At 66.0% G+C, this 17,443-nt stretch carries 17 protein-coding genes and 2 pseudogenes; 13 read left to right on the top strand and 6 right to left on the bottom strand.

The window, feature by feature from the left end:
* Positions 1-7 precede the first annotated feature (7 nt).
* Together ABEA87_RS26195 and ABEA87_RS26190 are read left to right on the top strand one after the other, a co-directional pair.
* Entirely contained in the window at positions 8-1,207 is a 1,200-nt protein-coding gene (locus ABEA87_RS26195) for an MFS transporter (RefSeq protein ID WP_345633932.1), read from the top strand.
* Positions 1,208-1,325: 118 nt separating this feature from the next.
* On the top strand, positions 1,326-2,294 hold the full coding sequence (locus ABEA87_RS26190) for a haloacid dehalogenase type II (protein WP_345633929.1): 969 nt from the start codon (positions 1,326-1,328) through the stop codon (positions 2,292-2,294).
* A gap of 160 nt (positions 2,295-2,454) precedes the next feature.
* Here the strand turns inward: ABEA87_RS26190 and ABEA87_RS26185 are convergent, their stop codons facing one another.
* On the bottom strand, positions 2,455-3,324 hold the full coding sequence (locus tag ABEA87_RS26185) for an NAD-dependent epimerase/dehydratase family protein (protein ID WP_345633927.1): 870 nt from the start codon (positions 3,322-3,324) through the stop codon (positions 2,455-2,457).
* Positions 3,325-3,602: 278 nt separating this feature from the next.
* Here ABEA87_RS26185 and ABEA87_RS26180 point away from each other — a divergent pair, with 278 nt between their 5' ends.
* On the top strand, positions 3,603-4,520 hold the full coding sequence (locus ABEA87_RS26180; protein WP_345633924.1) for a LysR family transcriptional regulator: 918 nt from the start codon (positions 3,603-3,605) through the stop codon (positions 4,518-4,520).
* A 602-nt stretch (positions 4,521-5,122) separates the two neighbouring features.
* Entirely contained in the window at positions 5,123-5,440 is a 318-nt protein-coding gene (locus tag ABEA87_RS26175; RefSeq protein WP_345633922.1) for a hypothetical protein, read from the top strand.
* A 159-nt stretch (positions 5,441-5,599) separates the two neighbouring features.
* Here ABEA87_RS26175 and ABEA87_RS26170 read toward each other — a convergent pair whose 3' ends face one another.
* Together ABEA87_RS26170 and ABEA87_RS26165 are read right to left on the bottom strand one after the other, a co-directional pair.
* Positions 5,600-6,082 carry a hypothetical protein gene (locus ABEA87_RS26170; protein ID WP_345633921.1) on the bottom strand — a complete coding sequence of 161 codons (483 nt, stop codon included), beginning with the start codon at positions 6,080-6,082 and terminating at the stop codon, positions 5,600-5,602.
* A gap of 304 nt (positions 6,083-6,386) precedes the next feature.
* Entirely contained in the window at positions 6,387-6,986 is a 600-nt protein-coding gene (locus ABEA87_RS26165; RefSeq protein ID WP_345633919.1) for a DUF4259 domain-containing protein, read from the bottom strand.
* A 378-nt stretch (positions 6,987-7,364) separates the two neighbouring features.
* Between ABEA87_RS26165 and ABEA87_RS26160 the strand changes: the two are divergent.
* Positions 7,365-7,709 (top strand): annotated as a pseudogene (locus ABEA87_RS26160) (PadR family transcriptional regulator); the annotation flags it as partial.
* 1,071 nt (positions 7,710-8,780) lie between these two features.
* Here the strand turns inward: ABEA87_RS26160 and ABEA87_RS26155 are convergent.
* From ABEA87_RS26155 to ABEA87_RS26145, 3 genes and pseudogenes are all read right to left on the bottom strand, one after another.
* Positions 8,781-9,134 (bottom strand): hypothetical protein, encoded by a 354-nt coding sequence (locus ABEA87_RS26155; protein WP_345633915.1) that lies wholly within the window; start codon positions 9,132-9,134, stop codon positions 8,781-8,783.
* Positions 9,131-9,412, bottom strand: a complete 282-nt coding sequence (locus ABEA87_RS26150) for a hypothetical protein (protein WP_345633914.1) — start codon at positions 9,410-9,412, stop codon at positions 9,131-9,133. Before ABEA87_RS26150 ends, ABEA87_RS26155 begins: the two co-directional genes overlap by 4 nt.
* Before the next feature lie 63 nt (positions 9,413-9,475).
* Positions 9,476-9,894 (bottom strand): annotated as a pseudogene (locus ABEA87_RS26145) (transposase); the annotation flags it as partial.
* A gap of 587 nt (positions 9,895-10,481) precedes the next feature.
* Here ABEA87_RS26145 and queC point away from each other — a divergent pair.
* From queC to dbpB (ABEA87_RS26105), 8 genes are read left to right on the top strand one after another with little or no spacing between them, the layout of a single operon-like run.
* Complete coding sequence (gene queC / locus ABEA87_RS26140) at positions 10,482-11,177, top strand: 7-cyano-7-deazaguanine synthase QueC (protein WP_345633913.1); 696 nt, start codon at positions 10,482-10,484, stop codon at positions 11,175-11,177.
* A 2-nt stretch (positions 11,178-11,179) separates the two neighbouring features.
* Positions 11,180-11,818, top strand: a complete 639-nt coding sequence (gene queE / locus ABEA87_RS26135) for a 7-carboxy-7-deazaguanine synthase (protein ID WP_345634012.1) — start codon at positions 11,180-11,182, stop codon at positions 11,816-11,818.
* Positions 11,818-12,174 carry a 6-carboxytetrahydropterin synthase QueD gene (gene queD, locus ABEA87_RS26130; protein ID WP_345633912.1) on the top strand — a complete coding sequence of 119 codons (357 nt, stop codon included), beginning with the start codon at positions 11,818-11,820 and terminating at the stop codon, positions 12,172-12,174. Before queE ends, queD begins: the two co-directional genes overlap by 1 nt.
* Positions 12,171-12,974, top strand: a complete 804-nt coding sequence (gene folE2, locus ABEA87_RS26125; protein WP_345633911.1) for a GTP cyclohydrolase FolE2 — start codon at positions 12,171-12,173, stop codon at positions 12,972-12,974. The genes queD and folE2 overlap by 4 nt, the downstream gene beginning before the upstream one ends.
* A gap of 29 nt (positions 12,975-13,003) precedes the next feature.
* Positions 13,004-13,897 (top strand): hypothetical protein, encoded by an 894-nt coding sequence (locus ABEA87_RS26120; RefSeq protein WP_345633910.1) that lies wholly within the window; start codon positions 13,004-13,006, stop codon positions 13,895-13,897.
* Entirely contained in the window at positions 13,894-15,030 is a 1,137-nt protein-coding gene (gene dbpB / locus ABEA87_RS26115; protein ID WP_345633908.1) for a DGQHR domain-containing protein DpdB, read from the top strand. The genes ABEA87_RS26120 and dbpB (ABEA87_RS26115) overlap by 4 nt, the downstream gene beginning before the upstream one ends.
* Complete coding sequence (gene dpdA / locus ABEA87_RS26110; protein ID WP_345633906.1) at positions 15,027-16,271, top strand: tRNA-guanine transglycosylase DpdA; 1,245 nt, start codon at positions 15,027-15,029, stop codon at positions 16,269-16,271. Before dbpB (ABEA87_RS26115) ends, dpdA begins: the two co-directional genes overlap by 4 nt.
* Positions 16,268-17,428, top strand: a complete 1,161-nt coding sequence (dbpB, locus tag ABEA87_RS26105; RefSeq protein WP_345633904.1) for a DGQHR domain-containing protein DpdB — start codon at positions 16,268-16,270, stop codon at positions 17,426-17,428. Before dpdA ends, dbpB (ABEA87_RS26105) begins: the two co-directional genes overlap by 4 nt.
* The last annotated feature ends 15 nt before the right edge of the window (positions 17,429-17,443 follow it).

Below are 17,443 nucleotides of genomic sequence, written 5' to 3'. Positions count from 1 at the left end.
GCCCGTGATGGGCACATCGGCGCTGCGCCTGACGTTTGCCTCACCGCTGTATCGCGGCGCCACCGCCTCGGTGTTCCTGTCCGCCATGGGATTCTCGGCGGCCGCACCGCAGATCGCGTCGTTCCTGGTCAACGACCTCGGCGCAACGCTGAGCACCGCCGGGCTGTTCTACCTGACGAGCCTTACCGCACCCCTGGCCGGCTACCTGGTCGGTCGGCGCTCCGACCGCACCGGTCGGCGCCTGGGCCCGTTCCGCGCGTGCGCCCTCGCCGGGTTCGTGAGCTGGGCAGGCATCGCTTACTCGACCCACCTGTGGATGCCCTTCGTCCTCAACGCCGTCATCGGCGGATTCGGCGGCACCGCGACATCCCAGCTGTTCGCCGCCGTCCATGACGAGCTGAAGGCACACCCCGACCCCAGCAACGACAAAGTCGTCGCCGTCGTCCGGATGGCCCTGACCGGCGGCTGGGTCGTCGGTCCGGTCGCCGGGTCCTTCCTGGCCGCCCACACCTCATCGCGTACCGTGCTGCTGGCCACCGCGATCTGCACCCTCGCTCAGCTCTTTCCGCTCGGCACGCTCACCACACTCTCCACGGCGACCCCGCCGCAGCCGACGCCGACATCCGGGCCGCATGCCCCCGGCGTGCGAGCCATGCTGCCGTTGCTCACGTTCACGATGCTCTACGTACTCGTCTACGCCGGCGAACCGGTCAAATACGCGTACCTACCGATCTACATGAACCACCAGCTCGATTTCTCCCCCGGGCTCAGCGGCGCGATCATCGGCATCCAACCACTCGTCGAAATCATCCTCATGCCGCTGGCGGTGCTCGTAGCACGCCGGACCGGAATGATGCGCCTGATGGTGCTCGGCGCCGGCTTCGGGGTCGCCGCGAACATCTGCTTCGCCACCACCGGCACCGCCGCCGGCCTGTTCGCCGGACAGATCCTCATGGGCGGCGTGTGGGGCGTCTTCGCCGCACTCGGCATCATCGTCGCCCAACGCCTGCTCTCCCACGCCGTCGCCACCGCCTCCGCCATCTTCCTCAGCTCCACATCGCTGGCCTCCGCCTTCGGCGGTGCCGCCGGGGGACTCGCAGCCGCCACCATCGGACTACCTCTGGTATTCCTCGTACCCGCCGGGTTCGGGCTCCTCGCCGTCGCCGGCTTGGCCCTCACCACACGCTCGGCAGCACACAACCTCTGAATCCGCCCTCATCGGCAGGCCCCTGCGAGCAGCGGCGGGACCCAGCAGATTCCAGACCTGCTTCTTCAGGGTCCCGCCGATCGCCCGGCGAGGGACGTCGAACGCTTGTCGCCGGCCGGTGAAGATCAGCAGTGCCGCGCCCAACGTCCACGCACTCACGGCGCATTTCGCCTGCCTGGGCCGTAGGTACGGGTTGCTCGATCGGTCAGATCGCGTCGAATACCGGCCGGTTACCCGGCCGTTGCGCGATACGTTGGCTCGCAGATCCCGAACACGTGATTTGCAAGCGGATGGACGCCGCCGGGAGATCGTCGGTCAGCGACATCGGAAGGGCGTATCGATGAGACCGGAGCAAGCCAACAGCGTCGACACAGGGGCCCCGGGCCAGTGGGGCGGCCCCGCACCCAGCGTGCTCGTCTTCGACGTCAACGAGACGCTCATCGACTTCGACGCAATGCTTCCGCTGTTCGACAGAGTGTTCGGTGACCAGCGCGTGTTGCGTGAATGGTTGGGCCAGCTGATCATGTACTCGATGACGCTGACCCTCTCCGGACTCTACGAGGACTACTACTCACTGGGCGAGGGTCTGCTGCGCATGGTCGGCCGAGTCCATGGCGCGCAGGTGACCACAGCCGACACCGAGGAGCTGCGGACCGGGATGCAGACGATGCCGGCGCATCCCGACGTGGAGGAAGGCTTGACAAAGCTGAGGAACGAGGGCTTGCGAATGGTGACTTTGACGAACTCCCCTCCCAGCCCCCACGGACAGACCCCGCTCGAACACGCCGGCCTCGCGCACTTCTTCGAACGCCAGTTCACGATCGAAACGGCGCGGTCGTACAAGCCCGCCCCGCAGGTGTATCACATGGTCGCGCAGGAACTGGCCGTACCACCGTCCGCGTGCCTCATGGTCGCGACGCACGTCTGGGACACGGTGGGCGCGCAAAGTGCCGGTTTCACCGCAGGGCTCCTTACACGTCCCGGCAACGCCCCGCTACCGATTCCCTCCCTGCCTCAACCCAACGTCATCGCCCCCGACCTCTCCGCCCTCGCCGACAAAATCATCGAAACGCGACGCGTGTCATAGATTGCGTCGGCCACATCTGATTCTTTGCGGAACGCTGTTTCGAGATCCGCGACGGACCCGTCGACTCGTCAAGGCCCCGTGAACCACGACCCGGGATTCATAGCGCCCCAGGCTGCCGAACCACCCGGATCCCGCAACCCGAGGCGCGCCCAGCGTCGTGTCAGTTGCGATAGGAACCGTGCTCCAGATCGTGAATAACGCCCTTACCCGCCGGACTCCAGCCGAAGAACTCGCCGGGCCGCGTGGGCGTCACCCAGAGGCTGCGGGTGAGCTGGACGGCCATCGGGCCGAACGCCGCAGCCGCCTGCTCCAGGGTGAGAGCGACCGCTGGGACGCCGACGTTGCGTCCGATCGCCTCAGCGATTTCCCGCCAGGTGACCGCTTGCGCCTCCACCGCGTGCACCACCCCTCCCGCGGATACTCCCGCCCGCACCACTCGCACGAACAGGTCCGCGACATCGTCGACATGGACTGTCGACCAGCGCGCCTCGCCGCTGCCGACATAACTGGAGACGCCATGCTCCCTGGCCGCGGACAACAGAGTCGCCAGCAGTGAGGATCCGTTCCGGCCATAGACGAGGCCGAGCCGCACGACGGTGCCGCCAGCCCTCAGTACCCGGTCCTCACCAGAACGCTTGAACGGCTGAAGCGTCTCCACAGAGGCGTCCCCGTCCTCGCCGACGGGCTCCGATCCGGTGTCTGAGAGCACCAGCGTGCTGCTCGTGTAAACCAGGGGCCCTCCCCCACCGGCGTCGAGCAGCGCATCGAGAGCCGTGTTCTCGCAGGCGGCAAAGGCCGGATCGAGGTAATCGACGGCCGTGTGCACTACCGCGTCTGCCTGCCGGGCGGAATCGCGCAGAAGCTGTACATCCCCCAGACTGCCGAGCCGGGCCTCGGCGCCAAGTCGGCGGATCCGCCGCGCGCTCTCGTCGGACCGTGCCAGGCCAACGACGGTGTGGCCGGCGGTGACCAGTCGCGCGGCGACGACGCCGCCGACGTAACCACCGGCACCTGTAATGAAGACGCGCATGATACCTCTCTGAGTAGAAGGACGGTCCTTCGCCGCGGGCGACCCGGCCTGCTCCGCATCCCACGGCGGCCGCATGCCCACGTACGCGCCGTGAGCTACCAGGGGCATCCGGACAGATCGGTGACGGCGGCTGCCGGTCCTGCGCTGTCCCGCGGCATCGGACCGGATGGTCCTGCTGACGCCTCTCCAGTACACCCCTCGGTGGGGCCGGGCGGAAAAGCCGGTTGGGCATACTGCTATGCCCTCAGGGCATCACAGAGTTGTGCAACGCTGATGGGGTGAACGACGTTGACCTCAGGCAGCTACGCTACTTTCTCGCGGTGGCGCGGGAACGCAGCTTCACCCGGGCCGCCGCCACGCTGACCATGACGCAGCCGGCCCTATCCCGGGCAATCCGTGACCTCGAGCACAGCATCGGCGTGGAACTGTTCGTGCGCGGCCACCGTGATGTGCGGCTGACCGCCGCAGGCAGGGTGCTGTTCGATGATGCTCGTGGCCTCGATGAACAAGCCCGGGCCGCACTCACCCGGGCGGCCCGTGCGGGACACGACCGCACCCGGCTACGGGTCAGCGCCCGCGGCTGCGAGATCAAGGTACTCGATCACCTTGTGCAGACCTACAATGCGCGCTTCCCGGCCGAGCAGGCGGCGGAGGCTGCCATGGTGAACTGGCAGGACCAGACCGACGCACTACGCAGCGGCCAGGACGACGTAGGACTGCTGCGCCGCCCGTTCGATGACCGCGGGCTCGACAGCGAACTGCTGTGGAGCGAGCCACGGGTCACTCTCTTGTCGGTCCGGCACCCACTCGCCTCGCGAGCGACGATCAACCGTGCGGAACTCGCCGGGGAGGCCATCGCGGTCTGGGCCGAGGCCAGCGCGGACGAAACCGCCCACTGGGCCGGCACCGACCTCGAGCACCACCACTGGCTACCCGGCCCGCCGATCCAGGATCTCGCGCAGCTCACCGGAAACGTGCGTCTGGCACGGACCATCGCCTTCGCACCGCTGTCACTGCTGAACGAGCCACTTCCCGCCGGCATTGTCGCGGTACCCACCCACGGGCTCTCGGACAGCCAACTCCACGTGGCGTGGCCCGCCAGGGCGACCTCCCCGGACATCGCTCGGTTCGTGCGTCACGCCATCGCGCACGCCTCGGACCTTCACTCCTCGGCAGCGGGATCCGATCGCTCGTGATGATGGGGGACGCGCGGCTATGTGTCATGTACGCACGAAACCGCGGCCGTTTCACCATCGGTGAAGTTCCACCAGAACTGGTGTCCGAGGGGGGATTGAACCATAGCCTGGCTCATATCCCACCCGCTGGCATGCACCTTGTGCAGCCGGACCTGTTCATCTTCAACGACGAGCGCGGCGGGCCTGCGCCGAACGTTCGGCCAGTTGCAGCATGTACGCCTTCCTGGCATGCCGTGCCATCGTCCCCCACACCTCCGGCGGAGACACACCGAGTGGGTCCACCCCCTTGACCCCCAGGACGCTTCGCTAAGCGTTCGCGCACGTCACGCACGCCATACCCACGATCAAGCTGTGCTCCTGAGGGCGCTCGTCCACCACCGCGCACCACGTGTGGTCCCCACGCGGTCCCCAAATACCAGCCCGAGGAGCTGTGCGCGCACACGCTTTAGGAAGGGGCTAGCGTCCGACCTGCCGTGGGTACCGCGACCTGGGCCAACCCCGGTCAGCGCTACGGATCCGCCCTCGATCATCCCGCGCATTCTCCGGATCTTGCGAACCCTGCGCAGCCAACCCTGTCTACTGTCGTCGTTACAGTGCACCGCATGGACCTCCGTAACCTTCGGCTGGGGTTTCGCGACGACGCCCAGCGACGTCGAGCACAGAGGGTGATCCATGATCGGCTCGCCGATGATCGGCTGCAGGATGAGTGCCGCTACTTGATGAAGTTCTGGTGGCAGCTTTCGATGTCGTATCAAGAGGTAACGATCGGCGAGCTGCGAGGGCACCTGACCGCGGACAAGCTCCATGCTGTCGAAGCTCTTATCGAAGCGATTCATCGGTCGCCCGAGGACATCGACACCTGGATTGCTCGGGCCACAGTGGCTTTTCCGGTGATCCATGACCGAGGTAATCCGGAGTGAAGCAAGCCCGACCTTCCGATTACAAGGGCCGGGCACGTGGTCAGTGCCGCTGACTTGGGTCGGGAGGATGGTCGCATGGGTTCGTCGCGCCGACTGGGGTCAGAAACTAGGGACAGTTGATCACGAGATCTCAGCGGAGTCGCGAACAAGGATCAGCGGTCAGGCCCGGAGGAACACCACTCGATCCGCCGCAACCTCGTACGCCATCATCGGCGGGTAGCCGTCGTAGGCACCCTCGGCGTACACCAGAATGCGCTTGCTGAGCGCTATGCCGAGCTTCCGCAGGAACTGGCAGAACACGTTCAGACGTTCTTGCCCCTGGATCTCGTGCAGGCTGACGTCGCTGTCGATCTCTTCGGGGAGGGACGGTCGGACGATCCACTCCATGTCAGGATCGGGCCAGATTCGCAGGGTTCGCAGCCAGCCTTCCGGGTCGGGGACGAACAGCTCGGCCGCCGACGCGGGCATTGGATGGACCTGGTCCCGGAACTCGTACTCGGAGCGCCAACTCTCGGACCGGATCAGCCGCAACAGGGTCTCCCAGTCGGTGAGGGTCGTGTCTTGCACGATCACATCCGGCAAGGTGCCGTTCGTGGACGGGTCGAACCACTCCTTGACGCCGTCCCATTGGAGGTCAGCCACTCGGCCATTGTCGGTTGTACCCCTGACGCATCACGCCGAGGGTGCCTGCGTCCGGCCCCCCCACGCGCTCCAGCCCGGACGCGGAGCCTTCCCGGCGTTGCGGCAGCGACGGCCCGGCCTGGCGCATTAGGTCGATGGCAAGCCACGCAGCGGCGCGGCAGCGATCGCCGGAACCGTCCACGGAGGAGGACCGCCCTCAGCGATCGGCACGGCCTGGGCCGCTCGCGCTTACCTCCAGCTTCGAAGACCGGCTGAGGGCCGGGGTACGGGGCGGAGCCCCGGGGTGCGAGTCCCTCGCTGCTGTCTAGAACAGGACCTCGTGCTGCGGTGGTGGGATAGCCGCGCGGAGAAGCTGACGCGCAGGCTCAAGAGCGGCAAGGTGCCGGGTACGACTGTCGGCGTCCGTCGCGAGTTCCGGGAGGATGGCATCCTCGCCGTAGGCGGCGTGGATTGCTTGTAGCGCAGCGGCGGCGTCGTCCGTGCCTAGGTTCGGGATGGTGTTGGCGGCCCACTCCGTTGCGCCTTCGGGCGCGATCCCGGCGACGAGTGCAGCCGCAGCGAGTCCGCGAGCGGCACGCCCGTAGTCCTGGGCGCCTTGTGGCGCGGTGAGCCGATCGACGGCGTCCAGCAGGGCTGGCATGACGTTCGACGGTGGCCCGTTGGCCACGTCGTCGACGAAGTCCATCGCGGTGTCGTCATCGAAGGGGCCAGGTCCCCAGCTGCCCAAAGTGCGCTCCTCCGGGTCGGTCTGTCTGGGGCAGGGTAGCCGGGTCGGGTGCGGCGCGCCGTGGCGCGCGATGCCGGCGCCCCAGCGCCGCCAGCAGCGCGCCGACGAGTGCGCCGCTACGCCGCGCTCGCGCGGCGCCTTGATGCAGAGAACGAGCAATTCGGCAGGCATCTCCATTTGCCTTTGGACCTTGACCAACGGTCAATGAGCGCCAGACATCCTGATACAGGCTGATCGTGGTTGACCCCCAGGACGCTTCGCTAAGCGTTCGCGCACGTCACACACGTCATGCCCACGATCAAGCCGTGCTCCTGATGGCGCACCGTCCACGATCGCGCACCACGTGTGGTCCCCAGGTGGTCCCCGAGTGCCGGCCCGAGGAGCCGTGTGGGTACATGCTTTAGGACTGGGCTAGCGGTCGAGGCTGCTACCGGCCCTCCGGCCTGGGCCCATGTCGGTCGACTCTACTGACTTACGCGAGACCGGATGGCATTGATCGCCAGGGCCGATACATTTGCGACCAGGATACCTTCGTACCTGATATATTCTAGCGTCATGGCCGCACCTCTACGGGAACCGACATTCCTGATCCTCACTGCGCTCGCGCGCGAGCCGTTGCATGGCTACGGGCTGATCGCCGAGGTCGCCGAGCTTTCCGGAGGGACGGTCGAGCTGCGTCCCGGAACGCTCTATGGCGCGCTCGACCGGCTGACCGACGATGGGCTTGTCATCCTCGATCGAGAAAAGATCGTCAACGGTCGTGCTCGCAAGTACTACCGCCTCACCGAACGAGGCGACGCCGCGCTACGGGCCGAGACTGAGCGCCGGCGCCGCACTATCGAAGCGGCGACTCGCCGGCTCGCCGACCGTGCGAGGCTACGACCGGCTGGTGGCATGGCCAGCACCAGCGACACCGGTAGCCGAGGACTCTGGCTGAGACCGGCACCTGCGGCGATTCAGCTTGCCGGCGGTACCTCGTGAGCGACGAGCTGCGCAATCGTTATCGCGCACTGCTGCGCTGGTATCCGATCGACTATCGCGCCGAACGCGGCGACGAGATCGTTGAGACCTACCTGGACCTCGCGGCACCGGGGCAGCGACGGCCTCGCCCGAATGACGTGGTCGATCTCGTGCGTGGCGGTGTGCGTGCACACTTGCGAGCCCGTCATGCGCTCGCTTGTTCCGGTCGCCGCACTGACCTCGTACGTACGGCCGCCACTGTTCGTATTGGTGCCGCAGCTCGCTCTCGGCGTGGTCGCGCTGGCCGTGCCGGCCCGGCGCTGGTCGCCGGTCACGGCACTCGGCCTGGCTGTGACAGCCGCGACCGCCGGGCTGGCGTTACAGAGTCGACCGACCGGGTTCTACTACTCGCTACTCGGGGTGCTTCCGTACGCCGGGCTGTGCTTGGCAGCGGTGGTCGTTATCACCGCCGTCGTTTTCAGCGTGCGGCGAGACTCGCGTGGCTGGTGGCCGGCGCTGATCCTGTTGGGTCCGGTGCTGCTGCTTACCACGACTGACCGATCGACTCACCCTCAGCCGTGGCCAACCTGGTCGACCGCGGTAGCCACGACGGCTGTCGTCACGGCGATCGCGGTCGCAGCCGTGCCCGCGACGCTATGGCTGCGAGGCAGACTGCGTCGTCACTCGGCACACGGGTGCCCGACGTGCGGCCGAGAGCCAGTCCGCGTGAGCCGGCGCGCTCCCGAGGATTATCAAAAGGCCGCCGCTCCTTGACCAACGGCCAGGGAATGTCGACGCCTGCAACCTTGACTGATCTTGGTCCCCAGAAACGCCGAAAGGGACGATCCATCTATCGAATCAGCCCTCTGACCTACGTCGGGACGGCGGGATTCGAACCCACGACCCCTTGACCCCCAGTAATCCGGTGGCCCAGCGGCATGCTCACGCACGTTTGACCAGGTCGCCGACAGCATAAGCCAGCCGAGTAGAGGAGTCGACGCGGTTCGGCCCTCACGCCGCTAGCCCATGCTGCGCCAACAACGCGGCCACACGACGTGCAGCATCCAGATACCGCACCAGCTCACCGATTTGGTCGGGCGCCGGAGCCTCCCGATGCGCCGCCACCCAATCCTCAATGATCTGACGCATCAACGTCGAGGCCCCCACACCCCGCGCCGCAGCGGCCGCCTCAAGCTCCCGCTGAACGTCCAGATCAATCCGCAACGCGGTCACCATTTCGGCCGGCCGGCGCTCCCGGGCTACCTCGGCATCAGCGAACGACGCACCCAGATCATTATTCATCGCGTACTCGCCAGCCTGCTGCGCCGACATCCCCGTCAGATCGCCAGACTTCTTCTCACTCATGACGTGTACTTCCTCCACATCGCCCGCTCATTCACACTGGCATCACGGGCACCGACGATCGTCCACACCCCACCATGACTCGCCCGGATACACACCACGGCGATGAGCCGCTGCTGCCTCGTCGGCGCACAAACCGCCAGAAACGTCGGCGTCGCCTCCGGCGCACGGTTGTCCATCCGCAATGCAACCGGGGCGTCCAGAGCCTCGACGACGTCAAGGGGCGTCAACCCGCCACGTAGCTCGGCAACAGCGTCGTCCGACCACTGGTACAACTCCATTCAACTGAACGCGCAGTGGCCCGCACTGATCTGACAGGCCCTCCCGGGTGGCGATCGCGTGGGCCTTACCCATCCCCACCGCAGATGCTGCGCGGAGATCTGCCGGAGCCGGACCCGCAATACCTCCTCGGCATCCGGCAAACGCCGGCGTCGGCCGCCGCTCTACCGAGCGATGCTGACCGACGACTCGACAGGCCCGTCGTTGGAAGACTCCGAAACGTTCCTGCAGGACCAGCGTGGCCCTGCGCCGACGCTCCAAGGTCATCAGCTTCCCCTGTTCAACTCCTTGAGCATGTCGATGTCCAGCCGTCGGTCCGCCACGATCTTCTTCAACCGGGCGTTCTCCCGCTCCAGGTCCTTGAGCCGCTTGGCGTCATCGGCCTTCATCCCGCCGTACTGCGCCACCCACCGGTGACCAGGTCGCCCTCCAACACCTCAATGTGTTTGCACACCTCGGCCAGGTCACTGCCCTGCCCGATCAGCGCGGATCAGTGCGAGGGTCGAGGCGTACCGCAAGCCCTACGGCACGCGCGAGCTGGCTTTCTACATCCACAACGCGAGCGATATGCCGATCTACGAGGTTGAACTGCCGCCGCCAGCACGAGCGGACGAGCAGGGCCAAGCGGAGTTCCTCGGTCTCGCCCCGTCTAGGCAGACCGTCCGGCGCTCGGCGCCGCCCGAGTGGCTCCGCTCGTACGTCGAGCCGGAACCCGTCCAAATCGACTTGATCGAGGGCGCTGGCCCCCGCTGGAGGCGCCATGAGCAGGGAGCGCTATCTCCAACGGCCAGTGGCTGAGCAGTGCAAGCTACGCACCGCTACTACTCCGCATCGACCTGACGTGGGCAGATGCCACAGCGTGAGCGCGAGAGCCGGGACGTCAGCGACAGCGTCGTCGGACGTCTGTTCTAAGCTGAGGTTGGACGCGAAGCCTGGAATAGATGCTGATGACCGATGCGGGTGGCGGCTTCCCGGCGCGCAGTTTCCTCCGGTAACGTGTCCGGCACGTCAGGGAAACTACGTACATGTAGTTCGGGCAGCGGGACAGTTTTCTGAGTTGGGGGTTTTGTGATGGCGAAGCCGAAAGCAGTTGTCCTACTCAGTGGCGGTCTGGACTCGACGACGGTGTTGGCGATCGCTCGTGCTGAAGGCTTCGATCCCTATGCGTTGAGCTTCCGCTACGGCCAGCGCCACACCATAGAACTGCAGGCTGCCACGCGAGTCGCGGAAGCGTTCGGTGTCGCTCGGCATGTCGTGGCCGACATCGATTTGCGGGTGTTCGGTGGGTCGGCGTTGACCGACGACGCAATTGCGGTACCTCACCACGACAGTGCCAACGACCTTGGCTCCGAGATTCCGGTGACCTACGTGCCGGCCCGTAACACGATCTTCCTGTCGTTCGCGTTGGCGTTCGCCGAGACGATCGGCTCGTCGGACATCTTCATCGGGGTTAACGCGCTGGACTACAGCGGCTACCCGGACTGCCGACCCGAGTACGTCGCGGCCTACGAGCAGATGGCCAACCTGGCTACCAAGGCGGGCGTCGAGGGCACCCAGCGGCTCACGATTCACACGCCCTTGGTGGCGTTGACGAAGGCGCAGACGATCGAGCGCGGCCTGGCGCTGGGGGTTGACTATGCGATGACCCACAGTTGCTACGAGCCGATCAGCGACCGCGCCTGCGGAACGTGCGACTCGTGTCTGCTGCGTATCCGCGGGTTCGCCGAATTGGGTCTGCCCGACCCGTCGATGGCGTCAGCCGCATAGTGATGTACCGGGTCAAAGAGATCTTTTACACCCTGCAGGGTGAGGGCAGCCATGCCGGACGCCCGTCAGTGTTCTGCCGGTTCACCAGTTGCAACCTCTGGACCGGTCGGGAACGCGACCGGCATCGGGCGATATGCCAGTTCTGCGACACGGACTTCGTCGGCACGGACGGCCCCGGAGGGGGTCGTTTCCGTTCTGCGGCCGATCTCGCCGGCGCGGTCGCGAAGGCATGGGCGGGCGCCGAGCATCCGCGAGCCCGCCGGTATGTAGTGTGCACCGGTGGTGAGCCACTGTTGCAACTCGACACCGCCGCCGTCGACGCGCTGCACGCGGAAGGGTTCGAGGTGGCGATCGAAACCAACGGCACTCGGGCAGCCCCGCCCGGGGTCGACTGGATCTGCGTGAGCCCGAAGGCCGGCGCCGAACTCGTCCTCACCGCTGGCGACGACCTGAAACTGGTGTTCCCGCAGCCCGGAGCGATGCCGGACCGATTCGAGCATCTGGAGTTCGGTCGGTTCCTGCTCCAGCCGATGGACGGGTCGCAGCGGGAGGAGAACACCCTCGCCGCGGTGGCCTACTGCCTGAAGCATCCGCAGTGGCAACTCAGTCTGCAGACGCATAAATATCTCGGGATCGCCTGATGGAAATTTTTCGCGAGTTCACCTTCGAAGCCGCCCACCGCCTGCCCCAGGTGCCAGCGGGCCACAAATGCGCCCGGCTGCATGGCCACTCTTACCGGATCGAGGTGCACGTCACGGGCACGGTTGATCCGACCATGGGTTGGGTCATGGACTTCGCTGATGTCAAGGCCGCGGTCAACCCGGTGATCGCCGAACTGGACCACTACTACCTCAACGAGGTTCCCGGCCTGGAGAACCCGACGAGTGAGAACCTCGCCCGGTGGACGTGGGATCGGCTCGCGGCAACGCTGCCACTGTCTGCGATCGTGGTCCGCGAAACCTGCACGTCCGGCTGTGTGTATCGGGGTCAGCGGTGACCCTCATCGACGTGCAGGCCCTGCCCGATCAGCGCGGCATCGCACTAGACACCGTCGGAATCGACGGGCTGCGCTACCCGGTGTTAGTCCCCGATGGCCAAGGCAACAAACGCGAGACGTTTGCCACGATGACCATGACTGTCGACGTGGCATCGGAGGTCAAAGGCGCGCACCTGTCGCGGTTCGTGGAGGTTCTACACGCCTGGCGCGACCCACTCGATGCTCCAAGCATGCTGTCAATGGCCGATGACCTGCGTCAGCGGATGGGCTCGCGCACGGCGACGGTGTCGGCAGCCTTCGTGTACTTCCTGGAGCGGCAAGCGCCGGCGACCGGGGCTGCCTCATTCATGGACTACCCGTGCACGGTCACCGCGACCAGCAGTACCGACGGTGGTGGAGTGTCGTTGCGGGCCGAGGTGGCGGTGACCAGCGTCTGCCCGTGTAGCAAAGCGATCAGCGACTACGGCGCACACAACCAACGGGGCCGGGTCACCATCGATGTCGACCTGGCCAGCCCTACCAGCGGGCTGTGGTTCGACGATCTCATTGCAATGGCCGAGCAGTCGGGGTCGTCCCCGTTGTACGCGCTGTTGAAGCGGCCCGACGAGAGGCATGTAACGATGGCCGCCCATAACAATCCGGTTTTCGTCGAGGACATGGTCCGCAACGTTGTTGTCAGACTGCGCGACGATCCAAGGATCATCCGCGGCCGGGTTCGGGTCGTCACCGACGAAAGCATCCACAACCACGTCGCCTTCGCCCAGGTGTCCTGGCCCACGCCCACGGGTCAGCGGCCGTGACCGCCGGCCCTCGCGGGACACTGCACATCGTGGTTACCTGCGCCAACCGCAAACGCCACAGCGTCCCGGCCGATCTGCATCTACGTTCGGTCGCCCACCGACAGCCGGCGGCACGGTTCGCCGACTGGAGCCGCCGCCTGGACACCTCCCGCTCGAGCCGCAGTCCGGCTATCGACGCCTACGCTGGAGAGCATTGGACGGTTGTGCGGGACATGGTTGCATCTCCGGCCGGTAAGAACGCGCAACTGTGGGTCGCCTCCGCTGGCTACGGCCTGATCCCCGCTGACGCCCTCATCTGCTCCTACGCCGCGACGTTTTCCACACCCGCCGCTGACGCGGTCGGGGCCACGACTGCTGAGGTTAGCGACTGGTGGCAAAGCCTCGGCAAGTGGGCCGGGCCTGTTCCCGGCCGGCCGCGTTCGTTTCAACAACTCGCCGCCGTTGATCCGTCCGCGACCGTGATCGCGGTGTTGTCCGCGGCGTATCAGCGTGCCTGCTCGCGAGACATCCTCGCCGCCGCGGGCATCCTTGTCGAGGACGCGCTGTCGGTGGTCGGGCCACCGACCGCACACTCCGCGCTCGCTGACCTGATGGTGCCGGTGACCGCGATGCTGCGCCATACGGTCGGCGGCAGCTTGCAGGCCCTCAACGTCCGGGTCACAAGATACCTGCTTGAGCATGGTGCCGGCACGACGCGGACAGCGCTGCGCGCCGCGGCGACAGCCGCAACCCCCACCGAGGCGCCGCCGACCCGCGCCACTGGCCAGCGAATGTCCGACGCCGAGGTCGCCAGCTACATCCGTGGACACGCGCACACCAGCGCCACGCAACTCTTGCGACAGTTGCGGACGACAGGCCGCTCGTGCGAACAGCACCGTTTCGCCGACCTGCACCGCGACGTATGCGAGGTGCACCGGCCATGACCGACAAGATCATTCCATTGAAGCGTCGCGCCTTGCGGATCGACCAGATCGATGGTCACCCGCTGTACCTGTTCACCCTGACCGCGGCGGAGGTGCTGCAGGTCGCAGACGTGTCGCGGGTGAGCCGCGACGAGGCCAGCCAGTTGATCGGCTACCAGCGGCCCGAGGTCCGCGGCCATGTTCAGGACATCATCGACTACCTCGACAGCGGTCCGGTGATCTTCCCCAATGCGATCATCCTGGCCCTGTCCTCGCGTGCCACGTTTATCGGCAGCCGCGGACCCGGCACTAGCGACGGGCTGGCCACCTCAGGCGTCCTTACTCTGCCGGTGGGCCGCCCTGGCGAGGCGAAGCCTGCGTGGATCGTCGACGGGCAGCAGCGCGCGATTGCGCTGTCGCGTGCTGAACGTCGTGACTTCCCAGTGCCGGTAACCGCGTTCGTGGCGGATACGGTCAGCCTGCAACGCGACCAGTTCGTCCGGGTCAATAACACCCGTCCGCTTCCGCCCAGCCTGGTCACCGAACTCCTGCCCGCGGTCGACGCACCGCTGCCGCAGCGGCTCAGCGTCCGCAAAGCCCCGTCGATGGTGTGCGACCGGCTCAACAACGACGAACGGTCCCCGTTTCATCAGATGATCAAACGGGCGTCCACTCGCGATGACGCGCTGCACGTTGCGGTGATCGCCGACAACAGCATCGTGTCGATGATCCAGGAGAGCCTCACCGCTTCGGCCGGATGCCTGTACCCGTACCGGAATCTGACCAGTAACGAGATCGATGTCGACGGTATCCATCACGCCCTTTGCCTGTACTGGTCGGCCGTACGTGATGCGTTTCCCGACGCGTGGGGCAAGCCGGCCACCGACAGCCGCCTCATGCACGGCGCCGGCATTCGTTCAATGGGCCGGCTCATGGATCGGGTGCTCTCCATTGTGGACCCGCGCCGCCCCGACGCCGACGAACAAATTCGCAAAGAGATCGACCTCGTCGTCCCGTACTGCCGCTGGACCGCCGGTACCTGGGACCAGATCGGCTTGGCGTGGGACGCCGTGGAGAACGTCCCCGGCCAGATCCAGGCCCTGTCGAGCTACCTCATCCGTGTGTACATCGATCTCCGGGCGGCACGGTCATGAAGTACTTCTTCCCCGACAGCCAGGACCAGATCGATCCCGGCTTCGACTTTGTCACCGAGGAACGCGACCCGATGCGGGTACGCCAGCGCGACGACCTCTACGCCCACGAGGTCTTCGACCCGCCGCCGTTCCACGGGCTGCTCGTCGCGAAGTCGATCGTTGACGGCTACTCCAGCGGCGCCGCCGGCAAGTACACCGGCGCGCAACGCAACCGGCTACGCCGCGAAGGCGCCCGCCGGTTTTTCCGCCTCGACCACGTCAACGGGCCACTGCACATCATGGGCGACTGCGGCGCGTTCACCTATCACCAACTACCCGAGCCGCCGTTCACCGTCGACGAGGTCATCGAGTTCTACGACAGCAACGATTTCGACTACGGCATTTCCGTCGACCACATCATCTTCAACAAGAGCCCGTTAGTACCCGTCGACCCCGACAGCGAGGCGGTGCGCGAGTGGGCTGCCCGCCAGGACCTGACCTTGACGCTGGCCAGCGACTTCTGGAAGCGATGCAAGGCTCGGAAGGTTCGGTTCCAGCCGCTCGGCGTGGCGCAGGGCTGGAACCCTGACTCCTACGCCGACTCGGTGACGAAGCTACAGAGCATGGGCTACCGCCGCATCGCCATGGGCGGCATGGTCCCCTACAAGACCCGCGAGATCCTGGCCTGCCTCGCCGCGGTCGACGGCGTCCGTCATCCGAAAACGCAGCTGCACCTGCTCGGAATCAGCCGCTGCGACAACATTCCGGCATTCGCCGGCCACGGCGTGACAAGCTTCGACAGCACATCACCGTTCCTGCAGTCATTCAAGGACGACCGCGACAACTACTACACCCCCGACTCGACGTACGTCGCGATCCGCGTCAAACAGGTTGAAGGCAACGTCCCACTACGCAAACGAATCGCCGCCGGAGAGATCGATCAGCGACGGGCGATCACCCTCGAACGCGCCGCTCTACGACTGCTGCGTGAGTACGACGCCGGGCTCGCCGCCATAGAAGACACCCTCACCGCTGTGCACGAGTACAGCAAACTAGTCGACCCCGACGTCGACCGACGCGCTGACTATCGCAGAACTCTGCAGGACATGCCGTGGCGGGACTGCAAATGCCCCTTGTGCTGCAAGGAGGGCATCGAGATCGCGATTTTCCGCGGTACCGAGCGCAACAAGCGGCGGGGCTTTCATAATCTGTACGTGTTCAGGAACCGATTGCGCACCCAACTCGGAGAGGACCCGACGTGACGCTGGCCCCCGACAGCCCTTCCAAGCCTCGGCGTCGGCGGCTGCTGCGCCTGCCCGCGCTGGAGATCCAGCAGGGGCCAAACCGGCGCGTCTACACCTTTGCGATCGACGGCAAGCAACTGCCCGATATCGCAACCGTCTCGAGGATCCGCCGCGACGACGCGACCAAACTGCACGGCTACCAACGTCCGGAAAGCCTCGCCCACGTCGGGGCAATCCGCCGTTACCTCGACACCGACCCCAGCCCGCTGCTACCTAACGCGATCGTGGTCGCGTTCGACGAACGCGTCCGGTTCCGGGGCAAGAAGTCCATTGACGAGGACCGGCCGGCGTTCGTCCGGCATGGAACGATCATCATTCCGGTCGTGGTTGGAGCTGGGGAGGACGAGAAGCCGGGGTTCATCGTCGATGGGCAGCAGCGCACTGCGGCGATCCGTGACTCACGTCTCGACGAGTTCCCGATCTGCGTTACGGCGTTCATCGCCGACACCCACGCTGACCAACGCTCCCAGTTCATCCTGGTCAACTCGACCAAGGCACTGCCGAAGGGCCTTATTCACGAGCTGCTGCCTGAGGCGTCAGGCGCGCTACCCGCGTCGCTGATGGTGCGGCAACTGCCGGCGACCCTGGTCGAGCGCCTGAACTATTCGAAAAAGTCCCCGCTGCACCAGATGATCCAGACCCAGACCAACCCGAAAGGTCTGATCAAGGACAATTCTATGCTACGGATGCTGGAGACCAGCCTCGACAATGGCGCCCTCTGGCCTTACCGAGGTGACACGGCAGGCCCGAACTTCGGCTGTATGTTGTCGATCCTGAACAACTTCTGGCAGGCGGTCTCCGAGGTCTTCCCCGACGCCTGGGGCATTCCGCCGCGTCGCTCCCGTCTCATGCACGGTGTGGGCATCATCGGCATGGGTGTTCTGATGGACGAGATCTCCCACGCCCGAGGCAGCGCCGACCAGATCACCTCGGAAGAGGAGTTTGCGGCGGACCTGAAAGCCATCGCCGACGACTGCCATTGGACCGAGGGCACCTGGCCATTCCCGGACGGACCGCGTGCTTGGAACGGGGTGGAGAACACCGCCCGCGACATCGCCCGGATGCAGGAGTACCTCATTGGCCGGTACCGTCAGCGGATTGGTGGCCGCCGGTAGCGCAGGGCCCCGCCA

Source organism: Rugosimonospora acidiphila, assembly GCF_039543385.1.
In the GTDB taxonomy this organism is placed as follows: Bacteria; Actinomycetota; Actinomycetes; order Mycobacteriales; family Micromonosporaceae; genus Rugosimonospora; species Rugosimonospora acidiphila.
Note: the sequence above shows the minus strand (reverse complement) of the source record. Positions and strands in the feature narration are given on the sequence as shown.

What these genes read in the sequence shown, in the direction of transcription:
- ABEA87_RS26175 (WP_345633922.1), top strand. Translation starts at nt 5,123, where the DNA reads ATGGACCTCCGTAACCTTCGGCTGGGGTTTCGCGACGACGCCCAGCGA.
- dpdA (WP_345633906.1), top strand. Translation starts at nt 15,027, where the DNA reads ATGAAGTACTTCTTCCCCGACAGCCAGGACCAGATCGATCCCGGCTTC.
- ABEA87_RS26195 (WP_345633932.1), top strand. Translation starts at nt 8, where the DNA reads ATGGGCACATCGGCGCTGCGCCTGACGTTTGCCTCACCGCTGTATCGC.
- dbpB (WP_345633908.1), top strand. Translation starts at nt 13,894, where the DNA reads ATGACCGACAAGATCATTCCATTGAAGCGTCGCGCCTTGCGGATCGAC.
- ABEA87_RS26185 (WP_345633927.1), bottom strand. Translation starts at nt 3,324, where the DNA reads ATGCGCGTCTTCATTACAGGTGCCGGTGGTTACGTCGGCGGCGTCGTC.
- ABEA87_RS26155 (WP_345633915.1), bottom strand. Translation starts at nt 9,134, where the DNA reads ATGAGTGAGAAGAAGTCTGGCGATCTGACGGGGATGTCGGCGCAGCAG.
- ABEA87_RS26150 (WP_345633914.1), bottom strand. Translation starts at nt 9,412, where the DNA reads ATGGAGTTGTACCAGTGGTCGGACGACGCTGTTGCCGAGCTACGTGGC.
- queC (WP_345633913.1), top strand. Translation starts at nt 10,482, where the DNA reads ATGGCGAAGCCGAAAGCAGTTGTCCTACTCAGTGGCGGTCTGGACTCG.
- queE (WP_345634012.1), top strand. Translation starts at nt 11,180, where the DNA reads ATGTACCGGGTCAAAGAGATCTTTTACACCCTGCAGGGTGAGGGCAGC.
- queD (WP_345633912.1), top strand. Translation starts at nt 11,818, where the DNA reads ATGGAAATTTTTCGCGAGTTCACCTTCGAAGCCGCCCACCGCCTGCCC.
- ABEA87_RS26165 (WP_345633919.1), bottom strand. Translation starts at nt 6,986, where the DNA reads ATGGAGATGCCTGCCGAATTGCTCGTTCTCTGCATCAAGGCGCCGCGC.